This is a genomic window from Rhizobium sp. WSM1328 (assembly GCF_057653715.1).
In genome coordinates this window covers 1,222,979-1,243,348 of the sequence record NZ_CM172788.1, presented here as the reverse complement: position 1 = coordinate 1,243,348, position 20,370 = coordinate 1,222,979, and the positions used below count along the sequence as shown (strand labels likewise).

The window sequence follows — 20,370 nt, the reverse complement described above, 5'->3', positions numbered from 1 at the left end:
GTTTTGGCGTCGCTTACAACTGAATTGTGTCAAATGCCAGAGGGGCTTCAGTCCTTTTTCCAGTCCTTGAGAGCTGCGAAAGCGGAAGGCTTTTTGTCGTCCTCGCCGCTGTCTTCGACGTGGCCGGAGAATTCGATACCCTGCTTGCGCGGATAGGGATCGATCGCGAGCGCGGCGAATTCGGCAACCACCTCGCCGGCGTCGATCGTATCGCCGACAAAGTTTTCGGGCAGATCGGGACCGTCTGGATCGAGCAGCATCTCGCCGGCGTCGTTGCCGGCCTGACGGGCAAGCTTGGAGCCCTCCGGCACGAAGATCTGCTCGAAGCTCTCGTCGATGGCGGATTCGACCGGTTCCAGCGTCACGACGCAGGACTGGACGATCTTCGCCTTCACCCGGCCCTTGATGCGCACGCCGTCGCGCTTCCAGCGGGCAATCTGCAGATCGGCGCTGAGATCGTCGACGGAGACGACATTCCAGGTCCGGGCCAACGCCTTCAGTTCGCTGGCGTCGGCTTCGACATGGACCTCGACGGGGTTGGCCGAGATATGGCCGACCTTGACGTGATAGGAGAAGGGAACACCGTCCCGATCATTCTGCATCGTTTCCTCCTTCAGCTGACCGGCGGGAGCGTTGCCGAACCGGTGGCGATTACCTCTTCGGCCGCGGCGGACAGATGCGATTCTGCAACCATCATCCATCCGGCGAGACCGGACATATCGGCCGGCGCCGAGGTTTCGGGGTAGATATTGCGCTGAAGGGCAAGAGCGAGGGCTTCGGCATCGCCTGTGTCCATCGCCTTCGAATAGGCTTCGAGCCGGCCGTAAAACATGCCGGCGAGCTTCTTCATACGCTTCGGCACGCTGTTGTCGCCGATGCCGAGTTCCCGGATCGAATAGTCGATATCCTGGAAGAAAGCGTCGACGATCTCCTGGGCGATCTCCTGGCCGCTGGTGGCGGAAGCACGGGTGCGGCGAAAAAACAGAATCATGGCAATCGACAGCATCTCGAAACGGCCCATGACCGTATCCGGCACATTGAGGCGCTCGTAGAGTTCCGGCATGCGCGCGGCCGCCGCCAACGCCGCATATTGCCTGTCGACGATCGCTTGATTGTTGTTTTTCTTGCGGAAGAGCCCGAGGATCATTGTTTTTTCCGGAAATGCCTCATTCTTCATGCCGGCTGGCGTTTGGCCTTGTTGCATGATTTCGAAAGCTGGTTTACCGAAGCAGGCGCGAATTGCAATGCCGATCATGGCCAGTTTCGGGACGACGCCTTCGACGCGTCAGCGAAGCGAATTCGGGACATTCGACCCGGAATGGCCACAATGGTTTTGCAGGAGGTAAAGCGTGCAAGGCCCAGAATGGCTGCTATCGACACTCACAGGGAGTAGATGTCGTTGAAGAAACGGTATTTCAAGTCTGACATGAAATTCTTCAGCAATGCGGCCATTGCCCTCATAATTGCCTCCACTACCGCTCTCTCCGGTTGCCAGACCAGCACCGTTCTCAACGGCGGCTACGTCGCCGACCAGCAGTCGCTGAACCTCGTTCCGGAAGGCTCCAGCCGCGAGCAGGTGCTGCTTTCGCTCGGCACCCCGTCGACGACGGCGACCTTCGACGGCGAAGTCTTCTACTACATCTCGCAGCGGCGCACGCGTGCGGTCGCCTTCCAGAAACTGAAGGTCGTCGATCAGAGCGTTCTGGCGATCTATTTCGACAAGGACGGCGTCGTCAGCCGCCGCGCCAACTATGCGCTGCAGGACGGCAAGGTGTTCGACACGATCGGACGCGTCACGCCGACCGGCGGCAAGGAACTCACCTTCCTGCAACAGATGCTTTCCGGCGGCAGCGCCGCGAGTGCTGCCCGCAGCCTGTTCGGCGGCGGCGCCGGCGGCACGCCGCAGAACCCAAGCAGCCTGCGCTGATCGGACACGCCTCATACGAAAACCCGCCGGATCGCTCCGGCGGGTTTTTTTATGGTCGCTGTGTCGGCTTGAATTGTGCCAAGCCGGCGACGTTGTTTATCCGGCGAGAACGGCGAGCAGCAGCAGCGCGACGATGTTGGTGATCTTGATCGCCGGGTTGACGGCGGGGCCGGCGGTATCCTTGTAGGGATCGCCGACGGTATCGCCGGTGACGGAGGCCTTGTGCGCATCCGAACCCTTCATGTGACGCACGCCGTCCTTGTCGACGAAACCGTCTTCGAAGCTCTTCTTGGCGTTGTCCCAGGCGCCGCCGCCTGATGTCATCGAGATGGCGACGAAGAGGCCGTTGATAATGACGCCGAGCAGCGATGCGCCGAGGGCGGCAAAGGCGGAGGCCTTGGAGCCGGAGATGAGAAGCACGCCGAAATAGACGACGATCGGCGCCAGCACCGGCAGCAGCGACGGCACGATCATCTCACGGATGGCGGCCTTGGTCAGAATGTCGACCGCCCTGCCGTAATCCGGCTTTTCCGTGCCCTGCATGATGCCGGGCTTTTCCTTGAACTGACGGCGGACTTCCTCGACGATCGCGCCGGCCGCACGGCCGACGGCGGTCATCGCGATGCCGCCGAAGAGGTAAGGAATGAGACCTCCGAAGATCAATCCCGCCACCACGTAAGGGTTGGAAAGATCGAAGGAAATTTCGCCGATGCCGGCAAAATATGGGAACTTGTCGCCATTCGCCGCAAAATATTTGAGGTCGTAAGAGTAGGCCGCGAAGAGAACCAGAGCGCCGAGACCGGCAGAACCGATGGCGTAGCCCTTGGTGACGGCTTTGGTCGTATTGCCGACTGCATCAAGCGCATCGGTGGATTTGCGCACCTCCGGCGGCAGATGCGCCATTTCGGCGATACCGCCGGCATTGTCCGTTACCGGTCCGAAAGCGTCGAGCGCGACGATCATTCCGGCGATGCCGAGCATGGCCGTGACCGCAATGCCGGTGCCGAACAGGCCGCCGAGCTGATAGGTGGCAAGAATGCCACCAACGATGACGATGGCAGGCAAGGCCGTCGATTCCAGCGAAACGGCCAGGCCCTGGATGACGTTGGTGCCGTGACCGGTGACCGAGGCCTGGGCGATCGAATTGACCGGACGCTTGCCGGTGCCGGTGTAGTATTCGGTGATCACCACGATCAGCGCAGTGACGACAAGGCCGACGATGCCGCAGAGGAAGAGGTGCGTGCCGGATATATCGGCGCCTCCGACGGAACCGATCGATCCCCAGCCAATGGTGAGCGAGGTGGCAGCACCAAGGCCGACGATCGACAGCAGACCGGTTACGATCAAGCCCTTGTAGAGAGCGCCCATGATCGAGCCGTTCGAGCCGAGTTTGACGAAAAAAGTGCCGATGATCGAGGTGATGATGCAGGCACCGCAGATCGCCAGCGGATAGACCATCGCCGACTGGAGGATCGGCGCGCCGGCAAAGAAGATCGCGGCGAGAACCATGGTGGCGACGACAGAGACCGCGTAGGTCTCGAAAAGGTCGGCGGCCATGCCGGCGCAGTCGCCGACATTGTCGCCGACGTTATCGGCGATCGTTGCCGGGTTGCGCGGATCGTCCTCGGGAATGCCGGCTTCGACCTTGCCGACGAGATCGCCGCCGACATCGGCGCCCTTGGTGAAGATGCCGCCGCCGAGACGGGCAAAGATCGAGATCAGCGACGCGCCGAAGCCGAGCGCCACCAGCGCATCGATGACTTCGCGCGAGCCGCTCTCATGGCCGAGCCCGATGGTCAATACCGTATAGTAGATGGAGACGCCGAGCAGCGCCAGGCCGGCCACCAGCATGCCGGTGATCGCACCCGACTTGAAGGCGATGTCGAGGCCGGCGGAAAGGCTGACGGAAGCCGCCTGGGCGGTGCGCACATTGGCGCGGACGGAGACGTGCATGCCGATGAAACCAGCAGCACCGGAAAGCACGGCGCCAATCAGGAAGCCGATAGCGGCCTCGCCGGAAAGAAGCAGCCAGGCTAAAATGAAAACAACAACGCCGACAATGGCAATGGTTCTGTACTGGCGCGTCAGATAGGCTTGAGCGCCTTCGCGGATATAGCCCGCGATCTCCTGCATGCGGCTATTGCCCTGATCGGCGGCAAGCACCGACCGGGTTGCCCAGGCGGCATAAACCACCGAGAGCAGACCGCATGCGATTACGCATAAAAGAATCGTCATTTCGCTCTTTCCTCCCATAGGCCGGAGATCACTCCTTCTCCGGCAGATACGCCGCCGAATCGCCTTCCTCTCCACAGAAATGCCACAGCTAAGCGGTGCCGAGATTGCGTGGTCGATCACGTGGCGTCAAGACCGCAAGGGGCGAAAACCATTGCGGTACGAAGAAAGACGTAGGGGGATTATTTGGCGGCTAAAGACTTATTTCTTCGCCTCGCCGCGGACCTGCTTTGCGATGCGGTCGAGCACAGCGTTGACGAGCTTCGGCTCGTCGTCATCGAAGAAGGCCTGGGCGATCTCGACATATTCGGTGACGATGACCGCCACCGGAACGTCCTTGCGGTCGGTGATCTCGAAGACGCCGGCGCGCAGGATGGCGCGCACGGTGCTGTCGAGGCGCGATAAGGCCCAATCATCCTGCAGGGCTGCGGCAATCAGCGGATCGAGGCGGACCTGATCGCGCACGACGCCGGAAACGATGGAACGGAACCAGGCGACATCGGCCTTCAGATAGGTCGCGCCGTCAAGTTCCTGGCCAAGACGGTGCGCCTCGTATTCGGCGACGATCTCCAGAACGCCGGTGCCGCCGACATCCATCTGATACAGTGCCTGAACGGCAGCAAGGCGGGCAGCGCCCCGCTGGTTTGCAGTCTTGACCGGCCGTTCCGTCTTGTCGTCGTTCATTCGTTATGCACCCAGTTTCTGCTTCAGCTCGATCATGGTCAGAGCTGCACGAGCGGCAAATCCGCCCTTGTCCTTATCCGAGCGGCGCGCGCGCGCCCATGCCTGTTCGTCGTTTTCGACGGTCAGGATGCCGTTGCCGATGGCAAGGGACTCGCTGACCGCAAGATCCATCAAGGCGCGCGAGGATTCGTTCGACACGATATCGAAGTGATAGGTCTCGCCGCGAATGACCATGCCGAGGGCGACATAGCCGTCATAATGCGTTCCGCCATTGTCGTCTCCATCGAGCGACATAGCAATCGCTGCCGGAATTTCCAGTGCGCCGGGAACGGTGACAACCTCAAAGGTGGCGCCGGCCTCTGTCAATGCGAAGGTTGCGCCTTCGAGCAGGGCGTCGGCCATGTCGTCGTAGAAGCGGGCCTCAACGATCAAAATATGGGGAGCGGTCTCTCTCGGCATGGTTCACCTTCGGTTGGCGGGACATTTACCCACTCGGCAGCCCGCGGTCAAAACATGCCTTCGGCCGAATGGCAAGCAATTTCGCCTGATGCCGCAATACGAAAGACGAAATTCTGCAAGGGGATAGCAGCACTATAGATGCACAGCTGGGCAAGCCTCTCAAATCAGCTTTCCCGGTCGCCCGGAAAGCGGCAATTCGAAGGCAATTTTTATGAACAATTCTTAATGGATTTTCAGTGGCTTAACCCATTGAATCGCGAATGCGAGAACGCCAATTCCATGTCGTGACGCAGACGATCCCCTGCAACGACAGCCGACCGTCTAAGCAGATGAAAGGATACCAATCATGCACCGCGTTCTCACCATCACCCTCGCTGCCGCCCTCTCTTCCCTCGCCTTTGCCGGCGTCAGCCGGGCCGAAAGCCTTGGGATGAACACGGCCCAGGGCATCGAGCAGACACTCAGGACCTTCCACGGCAATGACTTCAATGTCGAGCAGGTCCACAACTGGCGTAACCTCGACGACGAGACGACCGGTCCGCGCTCGGCACCGGAACGTTCTGGTCAGGCCGTTCACGGCATCCAGGCCTCGATCGACGCCAACAGGTCGCTTGCCCACCGGCTCAACAACGAAGGCGTCGACGTCCGCAACATCGTCAACGCCGAGCAGGCAGCCGATGGAAGCTTGACCTTCTACGTCCGCTGACGCTCCAGCGCATACCCCCGAAAATCGGAACGATCTTCGGGGGTATGCGTGGGTTAAAAGGGATCGAGCGTCTGGCGCACCTTGTTCGATGCGTGGCGCTCATAGCATGGGCGGCGGTCTCCTCTCCGCCCATGCTGGGGATATCAGAGATAGGCCCAGATAATCATTGAATTTTCCCGGGATGACGGCTTCTCTTGTTGAAACAGGAGGACGTCATGGCAACGGAACAGAAGGCGGTGATCAATACCGCCGATCTCAAGCTCGACCACTGGAAACAGGGCGAGCTCTATGAAAGCACCGACACCTCTTTCGGCGCGCTACTTGGCCTGGCCGGCCTCGGCGTCAGCTACAACGAGGTACCGCCCGGCAAATCGGGCTGCCCCTTCCACAACCATCACGTCGAAGACGAGCTCTTCTATGTGATCGCGGGCGCCGGCGAATACCGCTTCGGCGACGCGCGCCATGCGATCAAGGCCGGCGATGTGCTCGGCGCGCCGGCAGGCGGACCGGAAACGGCGCACCAGATCATCAACACCGGCACCGCCACACTCGTCTATCTCGGCATCTCGACCATGGCGAAGACCGAGATCGTCGAATATCCCGATTCCGGAAAGTTCCTTGCCAAGACGAACAGGGACGGTGCAGAAACCAAGCGCTTCCGCCACATCGGACGGTCGGAAGGCGATCTCGACTATTGGGACGGCGAGCCCGGCGCATGAAGGATCCGATGTGACCGACATTCCGACTCTCGAAACGGCGCGGCTGACGCTTCGCCCTCACCGCCTCGACGATTTCGACGCGCACGCGGCGCTGTGGGCGGACGAGCATGTCGTGCGCTTCATCACCGGCGTGCCGTCGACACGTGAGCAGAGCTGGAGCCGCATGCTGCGCATTGCCGGCATGTGGCACCATATGGGCTTCGGCTTTCTGGCGATCGTCGAAAAGGAGAGCGGCCGGTTCATCGGCGAAGCGGGCTTCCTCGAAGCCCGGCGCGAGATGGAACCCTCGATCGAGGGGACGATGGAGGTAGGCTGGGCGCTGATGCCTTCGGCGCACGGCTGCGGTTATGCCACCGAGGCGCTGACCGTCCTGATCGGCTGGGCGGAAACGCATTTCCCAGGAAAACCGATGAGCTGCATCATCAGCCCCGAGAACCAGGCCTCGCTGCGGGTCGCAGCCAAGCTCGGCTTCCGCGAGACGGCGCGCACACAGTACAATGGCGAGATCATTCAGTTTTCGCGGTAGGGAATTCCACCAAGCGGGCAACATAGCGCGCGCCATTGCGGGCTTGCTGACATTTGCCGACATCGCCAACAGCAACGGCAAGTTTAAGAAAATGGATATCGACACCCTCAACTTGCGACACCCAACTTCATCCCCGGATGGGTCCGGACTTCGCACCTGCTACGCGCAAGGAACGCACTTTAGAGTCGCTGACAAGAGGCAGAAACGCTTGGAATACTGCCGTCCGCCACCTTGACACAACTAAGCATTGACGGGCGAGCCGCGTGGTAATTGCAGCCGGCAGAAACTCCCCATCCATAAGAGGCTGATCACAAATATGACCATTTTCATTGTTTGCCACAAGGATTTGCCGAGCTACCCTCCTCCCGAGGGCTCGAAAATCATATGGCTCAATTCTAAACCTCCTTTGGACAACAAGGGAATGGATGTCATTGCCGGCTATGATTTTTTCAGCGAGCCGGAGGAGATTCACGCGAAATTGTCAGGATCGCTGGGAACGATCGTAATCGCGAAAGTCGTTTCCGAAGAAGCAGCAAAGCCTCGCAACATTACTATCTGGCAGTATCGTAAATTTTTAACACGACTAAAAATAGGAACACCAAATCCCGAATATCCCGGGATGAATACAGCAACCTCAGAAGAAGTAGGAATCATAAAACCGGAGAATCCGGCGATTTTTACAGAAAGCTTCTTCTTACCTCGGCCATTAAATCTCCATAACATATCTCAACACTATGCACGCTTCCACAATATTGTTGACTTCCTGCGATATACAGCGTTTGCAATCGAAGCAAACACTTTAACGCAAGCCGAAGCTTTGCAATTTTTTAATTCCAGCACTTTCGTTCCTGGAGGCATTGAACTCGGCACGTATCCGACGGACTGGTGGCTGGATACTTTTGTGCGCCTTGTGGCGCCGTCTTTTGAATTTGCGAAACGATATCAACCGTTTCAATCCGAAGACCCCGTGCAGAAACGTGCGATCTCATTTTGCCAGGAGCGTCTGGGAAGCTATCTTCTAATCAAACGGATAGCCGAACTCTATGGCAATAGCTTACCTGGGTCCTTGTTCGGAGAAATAGCGACCGTATCGAATGATGGGGTCTACAAAAGCGGCGTATAAACCGAGGCGGCCCAACGTAAAATCGCAACTCTTTGCGATACTGGCAGCAGAAGCGGCTGAGCCAATGAAGCTGGCTAGAAAAGGCCGACCCCAGATAGTCGAGCTCCCACACTCCCGCCAGGCTGACCAGTGAAAGTTCTGCGAACAGTGTGGCGCAAGCTTCACCTCAAATAGTAGGCACCAAACAGGCTCGAGTTGCCGTTCTGCGGATTTCCCATACAGACGGCAGCCCTTCGCGAAGGACAATACCTTGACGATCAATCAGCCCATTTCTTCTTTGCCGGCCGGTCTTCCTGATCTGGCGCTTCTCACGGAGAAGGCTGCGGGCACTGGATCCGTCATTGTCTATCAGCCTTATCTCGATCCCTCGCAGCGCAGCCAGCTCGATGCGGCTGCCATGCCGCTCGACATCTCGTTCAATACGCAGGCTACGACCCGCGAATATGAACTCTTCCTCACGCTGCATCAGCATCACGAGGCGATCGGCCTCGGCGACGACGTGTTTTGGGGGCTGCTCTCCAGCAAATTCGAGATGAAGTCGGTGACGAGCTTTCCGGCTTTCGTCACCGAGGCGGAAAAGGCCAGGGCGGAAGGTGCGGATGCCTATCTCTACAATCCACTGATCGGCCACGCCGCGATCTACAGCAACGTCTGGGAACATTCGCTGCTTGGCGGCCATCCAGGCATGGACCCGATCTTCCTGCATATCCAGGAGCTCGGCTATCCGATCGCACCGCCGCAAGACAAAACCACCTTCGCGTTCTGCAACTATTTCTGCGGCAACAGGAAGTTCTGGTCCGGATATTTCGCCTTCTGCGAACGTATTCTGGGATCGCTGGAAAATGAAGCGCGCCTCGGCACGCCGGCGGGCACTGCCTATGCCGGTTCGGCGCAGTATTCACGCGACGCCAACGCAACGATGCGCCCCTTCGTGATCGAGCGGCTGCTCGGGCTCTATGTCCAGCAGACTGCTGCCAAAGGATTGAAGATCGCCGCCTTCGTGCCGGCGCCTGCCCATTTCGAGTGGAAGTTCGGCGTCCGCCTCGGCCGGATGCTGCATGGTCTCTTCGCCGCCAAGGAGGCTTTTCTTCTGAGCCGCGACCAGGCCCACTTGACCTCTTGGCAGGAGGGCCGTCAACCATTGATCAAGCAGCCGCACCTTATCTGGGGCGCTGATGATCCGCCCGGCTGGATGCCGCGGGGCCAATTTATCGGCGGCCGCGAATTGATGCGCGCCTATGCCCCTCAGGCGTCAGGCGCTTCCCCGGTACAGCCGCAGCCGGTGCAGACGGAAAGGCCCGCTATATCAGCCGCGCCGAAGATCGAGCAGCCGCTCCGCAACCTGTTGCAGCCCTTTGCCGGCGGATGGCAGGCACACAAGGATCGTCATTGCATCTGGATCGTGACGCCCGACAACTACAATCACAGCCACGCCTTCGACGAAGTCGCGCTTGGCCTACAGGGCGCCTTCGAGGAACTCGGCGGCTCAGCACCGATCACCCGGGACATGAACGCATTCGCCGGCCGTGCGCCGATCATTTATGGCGGCAATCTTCTCCCCGCCGAAATCGTCAGCCATCTGCCAAAGGACAGCGTCGTCATCAATCTCGAGCAGGTGTCCGAAGAAAGCATCTGGATCAATTCGCGCTACACCTCGATCCTGAAGTCGCTTCCGGTTCTCGACTACAGCCCGCGCAACCGGGAGAATCTCGCCGCCAAAGGCATTGATCACGCCGGCGTGCTCGAGATCGGCTATAGCGGCTGCCTCAGCCAGATACAGCACGCCGCCGTCAAAGATATCGACGTGCTCTTCTACGGCTCGATGAACGAACGCCGCCACCATATCCTGAAGACGCTGAAGGACGGCGGACTCGAGGTCGCGCACCTCTTCAACATCTACGGCGCGGAACGCGATGCGGCGATTGCCCGCGCCAAGATCGTGATCAACATCCATCATTATGCGAGCGGCGTCTTCGAGATCGTGCGCATTTCCTATCTGCTCGCCAATCGCGTTTGCGTGCTGACGGAAGGCGACATCCGCGATCCGGACCTTCAGCCCTTCATCGGCGGCTTGGCAATTGAGCCCTATGACGACATGATCGAGCGCTGCTACAAGCTGATCGCAGATGCCGACGAGCGCGATGCCATTGCCGCGGCAGGCCTTGCGGCCATGCGAAGCCGCTCGCAGGCGGACATGCTGATGAGCGTCATGAGGGCGGGCGCTTGATAAAGGCCGCAAAAAGGTAAGTCATGCGTATTGAGACCACGGCCATCGAGGGCATCATTGCGATCACGCCGCCGCGCTTCGGCGATCACCGCGGCTACTTCTCCGAAGTATTCAAGGATGCGTGGTTCCGGGAAAATGTGGCCGACGTCACGTTCATCCAGGACAATGAATCGCTTTCGGCGCAGACCGGCACCGTCCGGGGGCTGCATTTCCAGATACCGCCCTTCGCACAGGGCAAGCTGGTGCGCTGTCTTGCCGGGCGGATCATGGATATCGTCGTCGATATCCGCGAGGGATCGCCGAGCTTCGGTAAATGGCTCTCTCAGGAGCTCTCGCCGGAAAATGGCATGCAGCTCTGGGTACCGGCCGGTTTCGCACACGGATTCGCAACGCTCGAGCCGAACAGCGTCATCAGCTACAAGGTAACCGCACCCTACAGCCCGCAGCACGATCGGGGCATCGCGTGGAACGATCCGGCGATCGGTATCCGCTGGCCCTTCTATGAGAGAGACATGGTATTGTCCGACAAGGACAAGACGCTGCCGCGGCTCGCCGACCTGCCAGGCCATTTTTCCTGTTCAGCACAGCAACCCAGGGATTGATCGACGATGCGCATACTGGTCACGGGCGGAGCGGGCTTCATCGGATCGGCATTGGTGCGCCATCTCGTCAGCGAGATCGGCGCCGAGGTGCTGAATGTCGACACGCTGACCTATGCCGGCAATCTGGCATCGCTGAAATCCGTCGAATCGGCGCCGAACTATCAATTCCTGCGCGCCGACATCTGCGACCGCGTCGGGATGCAGGAAGCATTCGCGTCTTTTCGCCCTGATATCGTCATGCATCTCGCGGCAGAGAGCCACGTCGACCGCTCGATCTCGGGTGCAGCCGATTTCATTCAGACCAACATCGTCGGCACATTCAGCCTGCTGGATGCCGCACGGCACTATTGGGATGGGCTCGACGCTCGCCGCAAGAGTGCCTTCCGCTTTCTGCATGTCTCGACGGACGAGGTCTACGGCTCGCTCGGCGACGAGGGCCTCTTCGAGGAGACGACGCCTTACGACCCGTCCTCGCCCTACTCCGCCTCCAAGGCCGCCAGCGACCATCTGGCGATCGCCTGGCACCGCACCTACGGCCTGCCCGTCGTTGTCTCGAATTGCTCCAACAACTACGGCCCGTTCCATTTCCCCGAAAAGCTCATTCCGCTAATGATCCTGAACGCACTGGAGGGCAAGCCTCTTCCGGTTTACGGCAATGGCGCGAATGTCCGCGACTGGCTCTATGTCGAAGACCACGCCCGCGCGCTCTTCACGATCGCATCCAGTGGGCGCCCCGGCGAAAAATACAATGTGGGCGGCCGCAATGAGCGCAGGAACATCGATGTCGTTCATCGCATCTGCGTTATTCTCGACGGCGTCTGCAGTGACAAGGGACCGCATGCACGCCTGATCACCAACGTCACGGACCGCCCCGGACACGACGCACGCTATGCGATCGACGCCTCCAAACTCGAAAGCGAACTCGGCTGGAAGGCGCAAGAGACCTTCGAAACCGGCATCGAGAAGACCGTGCACTGGTACTTGGAAAACGAATGGTGGTGGAGGCCGTTGCGCGAAAACGTCTACTCCGGCGAACGCCTCGGCGTTTTCAAGGGACGATAAGCGATGCGCATTGCCGTCACCGGCAAACAGGGCCAGGTCGTTCAGTCGCTGCTCAGACGTGGCGCCGAAATGGGCGTCGAAATCAGCGCGGTCGGGCGCCCGGAAATGGACCTCGCGGATCCTGTAAGCATCGCAGCCGCCTTCTCGGCTCTGCGGCCGGATGTGATCGTCTCGGCGGCTGCCTATACGGCGGTCGACAAGGCCGAGAGCGAACCCGAGCTTGCTTTTTCCGTCAACGCAGCAGGCGCCGGGGCGGTTGCCGAGGCTGCTGCGCGGATCGGGGCTCCGGTCATCCACATTTCGACCGACTACGTCTTCAGCGGCGACAAGGCCTCCGCCTATTCCGAAGAGGATGCGACGGCGCCGATCTCCGTCTATGGGCGTTCGAAGCTCGCGGGCGAGAAGGCCGTCGCGGCGGCGAACCCGAACCACGTCATCTTGCGTACCGCCTGGGTCTATTCGCCCTTTGGCGCCAACTTCGTGAAAACGATGCTGCGGCTTTCCGAGACGCGCGATCATCTTCGCGTCGTCGCCGATCAGACAGGATGCCCGACCTCGGCACTCGACATCGCCGACGCGATTCTTGCGATCGCATCCCGTATCGTAGCGGACCCTGCGCCATCGCTGCGCGGCACCTTTCACCTGACCGGCAGCGGCGAGGCAAGCTGGGCGGACTTCGCCGAAGAGATATTCACGGAGCTTTCTAAATCCGGCGGCAGAAACGTCGGCGTCGAGCGCATCCCGACGGCGGACTATCCGACACCGGCGAAGCGGCCCGCCAATTCACGTCTCAACGGCGACAAGCTCGCCAGAACCTATGGAATCCGGCTGCCGGAGTGGAAGCAGTCCATGACGTTTGTCATGCAAGACCTTTTGAATAAGGGTCTTTAAGGAGATGGGCATGAAGGGAATTATTCTCGCCGGCGGCACAGGCACGCGTCTGCATCCGATCACGCAGGCCGTTTCGAAACAGTTGATGCCGGTCTACGACAAGCCGATGATCTACTATCCGCTAACGACGCTCATGCTCGCAGGCATCAGGGAGTTGCTGATCATCACCACGCCTCACGACGTCGAAGCCTTCAAGCGCCTTCTTGGTGACGGCTCGCAATGGGGAATCTCGCTGACCTATGCCGTACAGCCGAGCCCGGACGGCCTCGCCCAGGCTTTCATCATCGGCGCCGACTTCGTGCACGGCGACAGCTCGGCACTCGTTCTCGGCGACAACATCTTCTACGGGCACGGACTGCCGGAAATCATGAAATCCGGCACGGGTCGGCGGGAAGGCGCAACGGTGTTCGCCTATCACGTCACCGATCCGGAACGCTATGGCGTTGTCGGCTTTGACAAAAAGATGAATGCCCTGTCGATCGAGGAGAAGCCGAAGAAGCCAAAATCGAACTGGGCGGTGACCGGCCTCTATTTCTACGACCAGCAGGTGGTCGATATCGCCGCCAACCTGAAGCCGTCACCGCGCGGCGAATTGGAAATCACCGATGTCAACCGCACCTATCTCGAGCGCGGCCAGCTTTTCGTGGAGCTGATGGGCCGGGGCTATGCCTGGCTCGACACCGGCACGCCGGACAGCCTGCTCGATGCCGCAGGTTTCGTCAGCACGCTGGAGAAACGCCAGGGCTTCAAGATCGCCTGCCCCGAAGAGGTCGCCTGGCGCATGGGTTACATCTCGCAGGACGACCTCGCCAAGCTCGCGGACAAGCTCGGTAAGAGTGCCTACGGCCAGTATCTGACGAAGCTGTCCCCGGATTGGTGAGCTATCGGGGGCTGGCGCCGCGTCGCAGACATGCAGTTGGATGCGTCGACGAGCGCCTGATGTTGTTCCGCGCCCAGCATGCCAGTCGTGGTGTGACCCTGGAAACCGTTACAGGTTTTGATTCAGGTGCTCGGGAATTCGGCCAGCCGGGCGGCGTAACGCGCCATGGTGTCGACTTCGAAATTGACGAAATCGCCAGCCTTGCGATCACCCCAGGTGGTGACCTCGAGCGTGTGGCGGATGAGCAGCACATCGAAATCCGTGCCGTCGACGGCATTGACCGTCAACGAAGTACCGTCGAGTGCAATCGAACCCTTGGGGGCGACGAATTTCGCCAGATGTTCGGGCGCGCGCAGACGGTAGCGGGTGGCGTCGCCCTCTGCTGTCACCGAGAGGATTTCCGCCTTACCGTCGACATGGCCGGAAACGATGTGACCGCCAAGTTCATCGCCGATCTTCAGCGACCGTTCGAGGTTGATGCGGCTGCCTTCCTGCCAGGCGCCGATCGTCGTCAGCCGCAGCGCCTCTTCCCAGGCCTCGACCTCAAACCAGCGGCCATTGCTGCCTTCCTGCGGCAGGCCGGTGACGGTGAGGCAGATGCCGGAATGAGAGATGGATGCGCCCATATCGATGGTTGCCGGGTCGTAACTCGTCGCAACGCGGAGCTTGATGCCCTCCTTCAGCGACGAAACGGATTCGATCGTACCGATATCGGTGACTATTCCGGTGAACATCAAAGCCCTCTTTCGTATTCGTCCAGGCGATCGCCGCCGAACATCAGCGTGCCCGTATGGGCAAAACCCGATGGTATGTCGGTTGCATCAAGCGGAGATTCAATACCGCCCTCGCCGATCACAACAGGCGCCTGATAAAGCTGGATGCGGTCCACAAGGCCAGCCTCGAGGAAAAGCCGCGCCGTCTTTGCACCGCCCTCGACCAGAAGCGAGGAAATACCGCGCGTCGCGAGTGCCGGCAACAGGACTTCCGGATGATAGGGATTGCAATGGACGACCTCGACGCCGGCGGCTTCGAGGGCTGCGCGGCGGGATTCCATGTCTGTGGGATCTGTGGGTGGGATGCCCCCCTCTGCCCTGCCGGGCATCTCCCCCACAGGTGGGGAGATTGGCTGGGGGCTAGCCTCTTGCCCCACATCTTGCCTGGAGGCGAAACCATCATCATCGGAAGCTGGAGAACGCGGAGCAGGCTCCTTGCCGATCTCCCCCCTTGTGGGGGAAATGCCCGGCAGGGCAGAGGGGGGTAACCCCTCGGCATCCGCCGACAACGGCCACACTTCCTCACTCGCCACCACGATGACCGGCACTTCCCGCGCAGTCTCGACGAGCTTGCTGGTCAGCGGCAATGCCAGGGAAGGATCGAGGACGATGCGGATCGGCGATTGCGATTCAAGACCTGGCGAACGCACCGTCAGCAGCGGATCATCCGCAATCGCGGTACCGATGCCGACGAGGATCGCATCGGTTTCGGCGCGCAGCGCCTGCACCTGGGCGCGGGCCTCCGGGCCTGTTATTGCCACCTGCCCTGCCCCCTCGCGGCCGATCATGCCATCGGCGGAAACGGCAAGCTTGAGAGTCACATAGGGCCGGTTCTTCGTCTGGCGGGTGAGATAGGCGGCAAGCGAGTGCCTGCCTTCCGCCTCCAGCACGCCGGTATCCACCTCTATGCCGGCTTCGCGCAGCATGGCGATGCCGCGGCCGGAAACCCGCGGATCGGGATCGGTGACGCTGATGACGACGCGGGCAACGCCATAAGCGATCAGCGCCTGGGAACAGGGCGGCGTCTTGCCGTGATGCGAGCAGGGTTCGAGCGTCACATAAGCGGTGGCGCCGCGGGCGAGCGCGCCGGCCTCAGCGAGCGCTTGCGTCTCGGCATGCGGGCGGCCGCCAAGGGCGGTCACGGCACGGCCGACGATGACGCCGCCCCTGACGATCAGGCAGCCGACGGAGGGGTTGGTGGCGGTGCGGCCGAGGTGCCAGCGCGACAGGCGGATCGCCGCCGCCATGAAACGTTCGTCATGCGGCGTGATCCTCATGGCTCACCTGTCCAGCGGGTCGCGGGCGATCTTGGCGTTGATTTCGGAAATAACCTTCTCGAAATCCTCGGCAAGCGAGAAATCCCGATAGACCGAGGCGTAGCGCACGAAGCCGACATCATCGAGGCTCTTCATGGCTTCCAGCACCTGCAGGCCGATCTGCTCGGAGGAGATCTCGGTCTCGCCGGAGCTTTCAAGCCGGCGGACGATACCGGAGACTGCGCGCTCGATGCGGTCCCGCTCGACCGGGCGTTTGCGCAACGCCACCTCGAAGGAGCGCACCAGCTTGTCGCGGTCGAAGGGCACTTTGCGGCCGGTCTTCTTGATGACCATCAGCTCGCGCAGCTGCACACGCTCGAACGTGGTAAAGCGGCCGCCGCAATCGGGACAGATGCGCCGCCGGCGGATGGACGTATTGTCCTCCGCCGGGCGCGAATCCTTGACCTGGGTATCTTCCGAACCGCAATAGGGGCAGCGCATCCCTGCTCCTTATCCCATGTAGCCGTACATCGGGAAGCGGTCGGTGAGGCTGACCACCTTGCCGCGCACGGCGGCTTCGACGGCGGCGTTGCCTTCATCGGAATTCGCGACCTTCAGGCCGTCGAGGACCTCGACGATCAGATTGCCGATCTCGCGGAATTCGGCTTCCTTGAAGCCGCGGGTCGTGCCGGCCGGCGCGCCGAGGCGCACGCCCGAGGTGACGAAGGGCTTTTCCGGATCGAAGGGAATGCCGTTCTTGTTGCAGGTGACATAGGCGCGGCCGAGAGCTGCCTCGGCGCGCTTGCCGGTGGCATTCTTCTTGCGCAGGTCGACCAGCATCAGGTGGTTGTCGGTGCCGCCGGAGACGACGTCAAGGCCACCCGATATCAGCGTTTCGGCCAGCGCCTTGGCGTTCTTGACCACCTGAGCGGCGTAATCCTTGAACTCCGGCTGCAACGCCTCTTTGAAGGCGACCGCCTTGGCGGCGATGATGTGCATCAGCGGCCCACCCTGCAGACCAGGGAAGACGGCCGAATTGAACTTCTTCGCCAGATCCTCGTCATTGGTGAGGATGACGCCGCCGCGCGGGCCGCGCAGCGACTTGTGGGTCGTCGTCGTCGCGACATGGCAATGCGGGAATGGCGACGGATGAACCCCACCGGCGACGAGGCCGGCAATATGGGCCATGTCGACCATGAGGTAGGCGCCAACCGAGTCGGCGATCTCGCGGAAGCGCTTCCAGTCCCAAATGCGGGAATAAGCAGTGCCGCCGGCGATGATGAGCTTCGGCTTGGTTTCCTCGGCCTTGCGGGCGACTTCATCCATGTCAAGCAGGTTGTCGCCTTCGCGCACGCCGTAGGAGACGACGTTGAACCACTTGCCGGACATGTTGACCGGCGAACCGTGCGTGAGGTGGCCGCCCGAATTCAGGTCGAGCCCCATGAAGGTATCGCCGGGCTGCAGCAGCGCCAGGAACACGGCCTGGTTCATCTGCGAGCCGGAATTCGGCTGGACGTTGGCGAAATTGACGCCGAACAGCTTCTTGGCGCGCTCGATCGCCAGTTCCTCGGCGATATCGACGAACTGGCAGCCGCCGTAATAACGCTTGCCGGGATAACCCTCGGCATATTTGTTGGTCATGATGGAGCCCTGGGCTTCCAGCACGGCGCGGGAGACGATGTTCTCAGAAGCGATCAGTTCGATCTCGTGCCGTTGGCGACCGAGTTCCTTTCCGATCGCGCCGAAAATGTCCGGATCGACGTCCGCAAGCGAGCGATTGAAGAAGGATTCGGTGGAAGCATTGGTCATGGGCGGGCTCCTCAACTGGAATGCGCTGAGGTATTAGCCTTCCGCCGTGGCGAGGGCAATACGAAGAACGACATTTGCTGAGCAAAGCGCGCGCTTGCGCTCTTTTGCGGTCGTACGACACCGAAGCCTGACGCCGTAGCAGGCAGCGCCTTTGCGCACATAAGAAAAACCGCGCCGGAAAGCGCGGTTTTCAGATTGCGATGCAGAGGTCGCCGCTTACTGGACCGGCTGTTCCATTCCCGCCGTGGTGTCGAGCGCCAGCTCGGCATTGCCGTCCATCTGATAGATGTCGTCGCGGAACTGGACGATGCCGTCGGGCATGCCCCAGGCAGAGATGTAGACGAAATAGACCGGAACTTCCGTGGCGAGCTTGACCGGCGTGTTGACGCCGGTTGCGATCACCTGCTCCATCTGCTGGCGGTTCCAGCCGGGGGTCTCGCGCAAGAGCCAGTTCGACAAGTCGCGCACGTTCTGGACGCGGACGCAGCCCGACGATTCGAAGCGCATCAACTTGTTGAACAGGCCCTGCTGCGGCGTGTCGTGCATGTACTCGCCGTTCTTGTTGTAGAAGTTGATCTTCGTCGACGCCATGGCGTTGGTCTTGCCGGGGTCCTGACGGAACATCAGGTTCGGCGCCTCGCCGTTCCAGTCGATAGTCTCGGGGGCGACTTCATTGCCCTTGCCGTCGAGCAGACGAATGGCATTCTTTTCGAGATAGGTCGGATCCTTGCGCATCAGCGGCATGATGTCCTTCTCGACAATCGAGCGTGGTGCCGTCCAGTAAGGATTGAGGATGACCTCGTAGATCTTCGAATTGACGAGATGCGTCGGGCGGCTCAAGCGGCCGACAACCGCTGTGTGGCGCGTCGCGACACTGCCGTCTTCAACAGCCTCCACATAGGCTGCCGGGATGTTGACCATCAGGTGACGGCGGCCCAAGTCTTCAGGGAAGGTCTGCAGACGGACGACATTGGTGTTCAGCTGCTGCAGGCGGACATCGGCGGGGATGTTCATCGCCTTCAGCGTGAATTCGCCGAGAACGCCATCCGCCGGCAGGCCGTGACGCGCCTGAAAGCGCTTGACGGCGCCGTCGACATAGGAATCGAAGGCGTTGGACAGGCCGGCCTCGCGCGGCAGGTCGCCGGTGATCGCAAGGCGCTGGCGCAGCGCCTGGACGGCTGGAGAGCTGACGCCGAGCTGCAGGCGCTGGTCACCGGGGTTGACCTCAGGCCAGCCACCGGCTGCGGCGATCTGCTGATACTGCATGATCGCCTGCTGGGCGCTCGCGACCGATTGGGGCCCAAGGATCGGCGTGTTGGAAACCATGGCGGTCGCCGTGCGCGACGCCGCCTTGGCGTCGAACTGGTCGTCCCAGTTGCCGCGGCGCGGCGCATTGATCAGCGTATCGAGCGCCGATTGCGCGAATGCCGGCGCGGCAAGCGCGCTGGCGCCAACCGTTGCCGCGGACGCAAGGAAGGCGCGGCGCGAAAGAGCTTCAATTCCGTTTTTCTTTGACATAGTCCCAACCACTGAATGCCGCTATAAAGAAAACCTGCGGCCTTTTGCGATATCACTGCGCTTTAACGCAGATCCCAGTCCATTCGTTGTCCCGGCACACCGAAAGATTCCGCTTGCCCCATCACAAGATTGCGATGCGGCAGCCTGAACATTCCTGATCGGTCTATTGAAAGCGCCGGTTGTTAAGCCTTCCGCTGCCACACCAATATGGCCAATTCGTGTTGCCAGTGGGAAGACGGACTTGCCGAATGCCGGAAACAGGGCGCAACGAACCATATGACGGGGTAAAGCGTGCCGGTTAATAACGGCTAAAAAACGGCTTGAATACAGGCCTTTGCGCTTGCCTGCCATGCGTTGCAAAGATGCCACGCGAGAGCAAACGGCAAAAACCGGACGCGCAGGGACGCATCCGGTTTTGATTAACCCTGAAAGGAGGTCAGGGATCTCAGAGGCGATACAGGATCTGGTCGTTCCAGAAGCGGTCCAGACGCTGGAGCAGTTTGTTCATCTGCGTGAACTCGTCGGTGCCGATGCCGCCGACCTTGTCGATCGAGGCGATGTGGCGTTCGTAGAGTTTGGCCACCGTTTCGGCGATATCCTGGCCGGTTTCGGTCAGGCTGATGCGGACCGAGCGGCGGTCGATGCGCGAGCGCTGGTGGTTGATGAAACCGAGATCGACCAGCTTCTTGACGTTGTAGGAGACGTTGGAGCCGAGATAGTAACCACGCGAGCGCAGCTCGCCGGCGGTCAGCTCGGAATTGCCGATGTTGAAAAGGAGCAGCGCCTGGATGGCGTTGACGTCGCTGCGACCCTGACGGTCGAATTCGTCCTTGATGACGTCGAGAAGACGACGGTGCAGACGTTCAACGAGATGAAGGGATTCCATGTAAAGATCACGGATGTCGTGGTCCTGCTGGTCACGGAAGGTCGATACCGCCTGCGGCTTGATTTTCGTGTTCATATTGACTGCCTCACT

General features: G+C 60.7%; 21 protein-coding genes. 10 read left to right on the top strand and 11 right to left on the bottom strand.

Annotation, left to right across the window (positions count from 1 at the left end; genetic code table 11):
• Window positions 1-47: 47 nt before the first annotated feature.
• A complete protein-coding gene (locus AC2444_RS06335; RefSeq protein ID WP_012756901.1) occupies window positions 48-602 on the bottom strand; it encodes a YceD family protein in 555 nt (184 codons plus the stop codon).
• Window positions 603-613: 11 nt separating this feature from the next.
• Window positions 614-1,255: a ubiquinol-cytochrome C chaperone family protein gene (locus tag AC2444_RS06330; protein ID WP_041935494.1), complete on the bottom strand. Its 642-nt coding sequence runs from the start codon at window positions 1,253-1,255 to the stop codon at window positions 614-616.
• A 138-nt stretch (window positions 1,256-1,393) separates the two neighbouring features.
• Here AC2444_RS06330 and AC2444_RS06325 point away from each other — a divergent pair, with 138 nt between their 5' ends.
• Window positions 1,394-1,927, top strand: a complete 534-nt coding sequence (locus tag AC2444_RS06325) for an outer membrane protein assembly factor BamE (protein WP_012756899.1) — start codon at window positions 1,394-1,396, stop codon at window positions 1,925-1,927.
• A gap of 96 nt (window positions 1,928-2,023) precedes the next feature.
• On the opposite strand, the gene AC2444_RS06320 is transcribed toward AC2444_RS06325, so the two are convergent.
• From AC2444_RS06320 to ribH, 3 genes are all read right to left on the bottom strand, one after another.
• Window positions 2,024-4,162 carry a sodium-translocating pyrophosphatase gene (locus AC2444_RS06320; protein WP_012756898.1) on the bottom strand — a complete coding sequence of 713 codons (2,139 nt, stop codon included), beginning with the start codon at window positions 4,160-4,162 and terminating at the stop codon, window positions 2,024-2,026.
• A gap of 198 nt (window positions 4,163-4,360) precedes the next feature.
• Window positions 4,361-4,843, bottom strand: a complete 483-nt coding sequence (gene nusB / locus AC2444_RS06315; RefSeq protein WP_012756897.1) for a transcription antitermination factor NusB — start codon at window positions 4,841-4,843, stop codon at window positions 4,361-4,363.
• A gap of 3 nt (window positions 4,844-4,846) precedes the next feature.
• On the bottom strand, window positions 4,847-5,302 hold the full coding sequence (gene ribH, locus AC2444_RS06310; protein WP_003558337.1) for a 6,7-dimethyl-8-ribityllumazine synthase: 456 nt from the start codon (window positions 5,300-5,302) through the stop codon (window positions 4,847-4,849).
• A 346-nt stretch (window positions 5,303-5,648) separates the two neighbouring features.
• On the opposite strand from ribH, the gene AC2444_RS06305 reads away from it, so the two are divergent.
• From AC2444_RS06305 to rfbA, 9 genes are all read left to right on the top strand, one after another.
• On the top strand, window positions 5,649-6,008 hold the full coding sequence (locus AC2444_RS06305) for a hypothetical protein (RefSeq protein WP_012756896.1): 360 nt from the start codon (window positions 5,649-5,651) through the stop codon (window positions 6,006-6,008).
• A gap of 215 nt (window positions 6,009-6,223) precedes the next feature.
• Window positions 6,224-6,727, top strand: a complete 504-nt coding sequence (locus AC2444_RS06300; protein WP_012756895.1) for a cupin domain-containing protein — start codon at window positions 6,224-6,226, stop codon at window positions 6,725-6,727.
• Between the two features lie 10 nt (window positions 6,728-6,737).
• Window positions 6,738-7,253, top strand: coding sequence for a GNAT family N-acetyltransferase (locus AC2444_RS06295; RefSeq protein ID WP_012756894.1), 516 nt, complete (start codon window positions 6,738-6,740; stop codon window positions 7,251-7,253).
• A gap of 316 nt (window positions 7,254-7,569) precedes the next feature.
• Window positions 7,570-8,376, top strand: coding sequence for a hypothetical protein (locus tag AC2444_RS06290; protein WP_012756893.1), 807 nt, complete (start codon window positions 7,570-7,572; stop codon window positions 8,374-8,376).
• Window positions 8,377-8,626: 250 nt separating this feature from the next.
• Window positions 8,627-10,603: a hypothetical protein gene (locus AC2444_RS06285; protein WP_012756892.1), complete on the top strand. Its 1,977-nt coding sequence runs from the start codon at window positions 8,627-8,629 to the stop codon at window positions 10,601-10,603.
• Between the two features lie 23 nt (window positions 10,604-10,626).
• The gene (rfbC, locus tag AC2444_RS06280) at window positions 10,627-11,205 is read left to right on the top strand and encodes a dTDP-4-dehydrorhamnose 3,5-epimerase (RefSeq protein ID WP_012756891.1); all 579 of its coding nucleotides are present in this window, start codon (window positions 10,627-10,629) and stop codon (window positions 11,203-11,205) included.
• Window positions 11,206-11,211: 6 nt separating this feature from the next.
• Entirely contained in the window at window positions 11,212-12,267 is a 1,056-nt protein-coding gene (rfbB, locus tag AC2444_RS06275) for a dTDP-glucose 4,6-dehydratase (RefSeq protein ID WP_012756890.1), read from the top strand.
• A gap of 3 nt (window positions 12,268-12,270) precedes the next feature.
• A complete protein-coding gene (rfbD, locus tag AC2444_RS06270; protein ID WP_012756889.1) occupies window positions 12,271-13,158 on the top strand; it encodes a dTDP-4-dehydrorhamnose reductase in 888 nt (295 codons plus the stop codon).
• A 10-nt stretch (window positions 13,159-13,168) separates the two neighbouring features.
• Entirely contained in the window at window positions 13,169-14,038 is an 870-nt protein-coding gene (gene rfbA / locus AC2444_RS06265; RefSeq protein ID WP_012756888.1) for a glucose-1-phosphate thymidylyltransferase RfbA, read from the top strand.
• Between the two features lie 122 nt (window positions 14,039-14,160).
• On the opposite strand, the gene AC2444_RS06260 is transcribed toward rfbA, so the two are convergent.
• The 6 genes from AC2444_RS06260 to ldtR all read right to left on the bottom strand — a co-directional run bounded on the left by AC2444_RS06260 (window position 14,161) and on the right by ldtR (window position 20,355).
• A complete protein-coding gene (locus AC2444_RS06260; RefSeq protein WP_012756887.1) occupies window positions 14,161-14,772 on the bottom strand; it encodes a riboflavin synthase in 612 nt (203 codons plus the stop codon).
• Window positions 14,772-16,088: a bifunctional diaminohydroxyphosphoribosylaminopyrimidine deaminase/5-amino-6-(5-phosphoribosylamino)uracil reductase RibD gene (ribD, locus tag AC2444_RS06255; protein ID WP_012756886.1), complete on the bottom strand. Its 1,317-nt coding sequence runs from the start codon at window positions 16,086-16,088 to the stop codon at window positions 14,772-14,774. Before ribD ends, AC2444_RS06260 begins: the two co-directional genes overlap by 1 nt.
• 3 nt (window positions 16,089-16,091) lie before the next feature.
• Entirely contained in the window at window positions 16,092-16,568 is a 477-nt protein-coding gene (nrdR, locus tag AC2444_RS06250) for a transcriptional regulator NrdR (protein WP_003547190.1), read from the bottom strand.
• Window positions 16,569-16,577: 9 nt separating this feature from the next.
• Window positions 16,578-17,876: a serine hydroxymethyltransferase gene (glyA, locus tag AC2444_RS06245; protein WP_012756885.1), complete on the bottom strand. Its 1,299-nt coding sequence runs from the start codon at window positions 17,874-17,876 to the stop codon at window positions 16,578-16,580.
• A gap of 216 nt (window positions 17,877-18,092) precedes the next feature.
• Window positions 18,093-19,394, bottom strand: a complete 1,302-nt coding sequence (locus AC2444_RS06240; RefSeq protein WP_012756884.1) for a L,D-transpeptidase family protein — start codon at window positions 19,392-19,394, stop codon at window positions 18,093-18,095.
• A 445-nt stretch (window positions 19,395-19,839) separates the two neighbouring features.
• Window positions 19,840-20,355: a transcriptional regulator LdtR gene (gene ldtR / locus AC2444_RS06235; RefSeq protein ID WP_003547156.1), complete on the bottom strand. Its 516-nt coding sequence runs from the start codon at window positions 20,353-20,355 to the stop codon at window positions 19,840-19,842.
• Window positions 20,356-20,370: the final 15 nt, after the last annotated feature.

Bases quoted from the DNA above. Each gene is read 5' to 3' on its own strand.
- AC2444_RS06335 (WP_012756901.1), bottom strand. From the start codon at position 602: ATGCAGAATGATCGGGACGGTGTTCCCTTCTCCTATCACGTCAAGGTC.
- AC2444_RS06330 (WP_041935494.1), bottom strand. From the start codon at position 1,255: ATGATCGGCATTGCAATTCGCGCCTGCTTCGGTAAACCAGCTTTCGAA.
- AC2444_RS06325 (WP_012756899.1), top strand. From the start codon at position 1,394: ATGTCGTTGAAGAAACGGTATTTCAAGTCTGACATGAAATTCTTCAGC.
- AC2444_RS06320 (WP_012756898.1), bottom strand. From the start codon at position 4,162: ATGACGATTCTTTTATGCGTAATCGCATGCGGTCTGCTCTCGGTGGTT.
- nusB (WP_012756897.1), bottom strand. From the start codon at position 4,843: ATGAACGACGACAAGACGGAACGGCCGGTCAAGACTGCAAACCAGCGG.
- ribH (WP_003558337.1), bottom strand. From the start codon at position 5,302: ATGCCGAGAGAGACCGCTCCCCATATTTTGATCGTTGAGGCCCGCTTC.
- AC2444_RS06305 (WP_012756896.1), top strand. From the start codon at position 5,649: ATGCACCGCGTTCTCACCATCACCCTCGCTGCCGCCCTCTCTTCCCTC.
- AC2444_RS06300 (WP_012756895.1), top strand. From the start codon at position 6,224: ATGGCAACGGAACAGAAGGCGGTGATCAATACCGCCGATCTCAAGCTC.
- AC2444_RS06290 (WP_012756893.1), top strand. From the start codon at position 7,570: ATGACCATTTTCATTGTTTGCCACAAGGATTTGCCGAGCTACCCTCCT.
- rfbC (WP_012756891.1), top strand. From the start codon at position 10,627: ATGCGTATTGAGACCACGGCCATCGAGGGCATCATTGCGATCACGCCG.
- rfbB (WP_012756890.1), top strand. From the start codon at position 11,212: ATGCGCATACTGGTCACGGGCGGAGCGGGCTTCATCGGATCGGCATTG.
- rfbD (WP_012756889.1), top strand. From the start codon at position 12,271: ATGCGCATTGCCGTCACCGGCAAACAGGGCCAGGTCGTTCAGTCGCTG.
- rfbA (WP_012756888.1), top strand. From the start codon at position 13,169: ATGAAGGGAATTATTCTCGCCGGCGGCACAGGCACGCGTCTGCATCCG.
- AC2444_RS06260 (WP_012756887.1), bottom strand. From the start codon at position 14,772: ATGTTCACCGGAATAGTCACCGATATCGGTACGATCGAATCCGTTTCG.
- ribD (WP_012756886.1), bottom strand. From the start codon at position 16,088: ATGAGGATCACGCCGCATGACGAACGTTTCATGGCGGCGGCGATCCGC.
- nrdR (WP_003547190.1), bottom strand. From the start codon at position 16,568: ATGCGCTGCCCCTATTGCGGTTCGGAAGATACCCAGGTCAAGGATTCG.
- glyA (WP_012756885.1), bottom strand. From the start codon at position 17,876: ATGACCAATGCTTCCACCGAATCCTTCTTCAATCGCTCGCTTGCGGAC.
- AC2444_RS06240 (WP_012756884.1), bottom strand. From the start codon at position 19,394: ATGTCAAAGAAAAACGGAATTGAAGCTCTTTCGCGCCGCGCCTTCCTT.
- ldtR (WP_003547156.1), bottom strand. From the start codon at position 20,355: ATGAACACGAAAATCAAGCCGCAGGCGGTATCGACCTTCCGTGACCAG.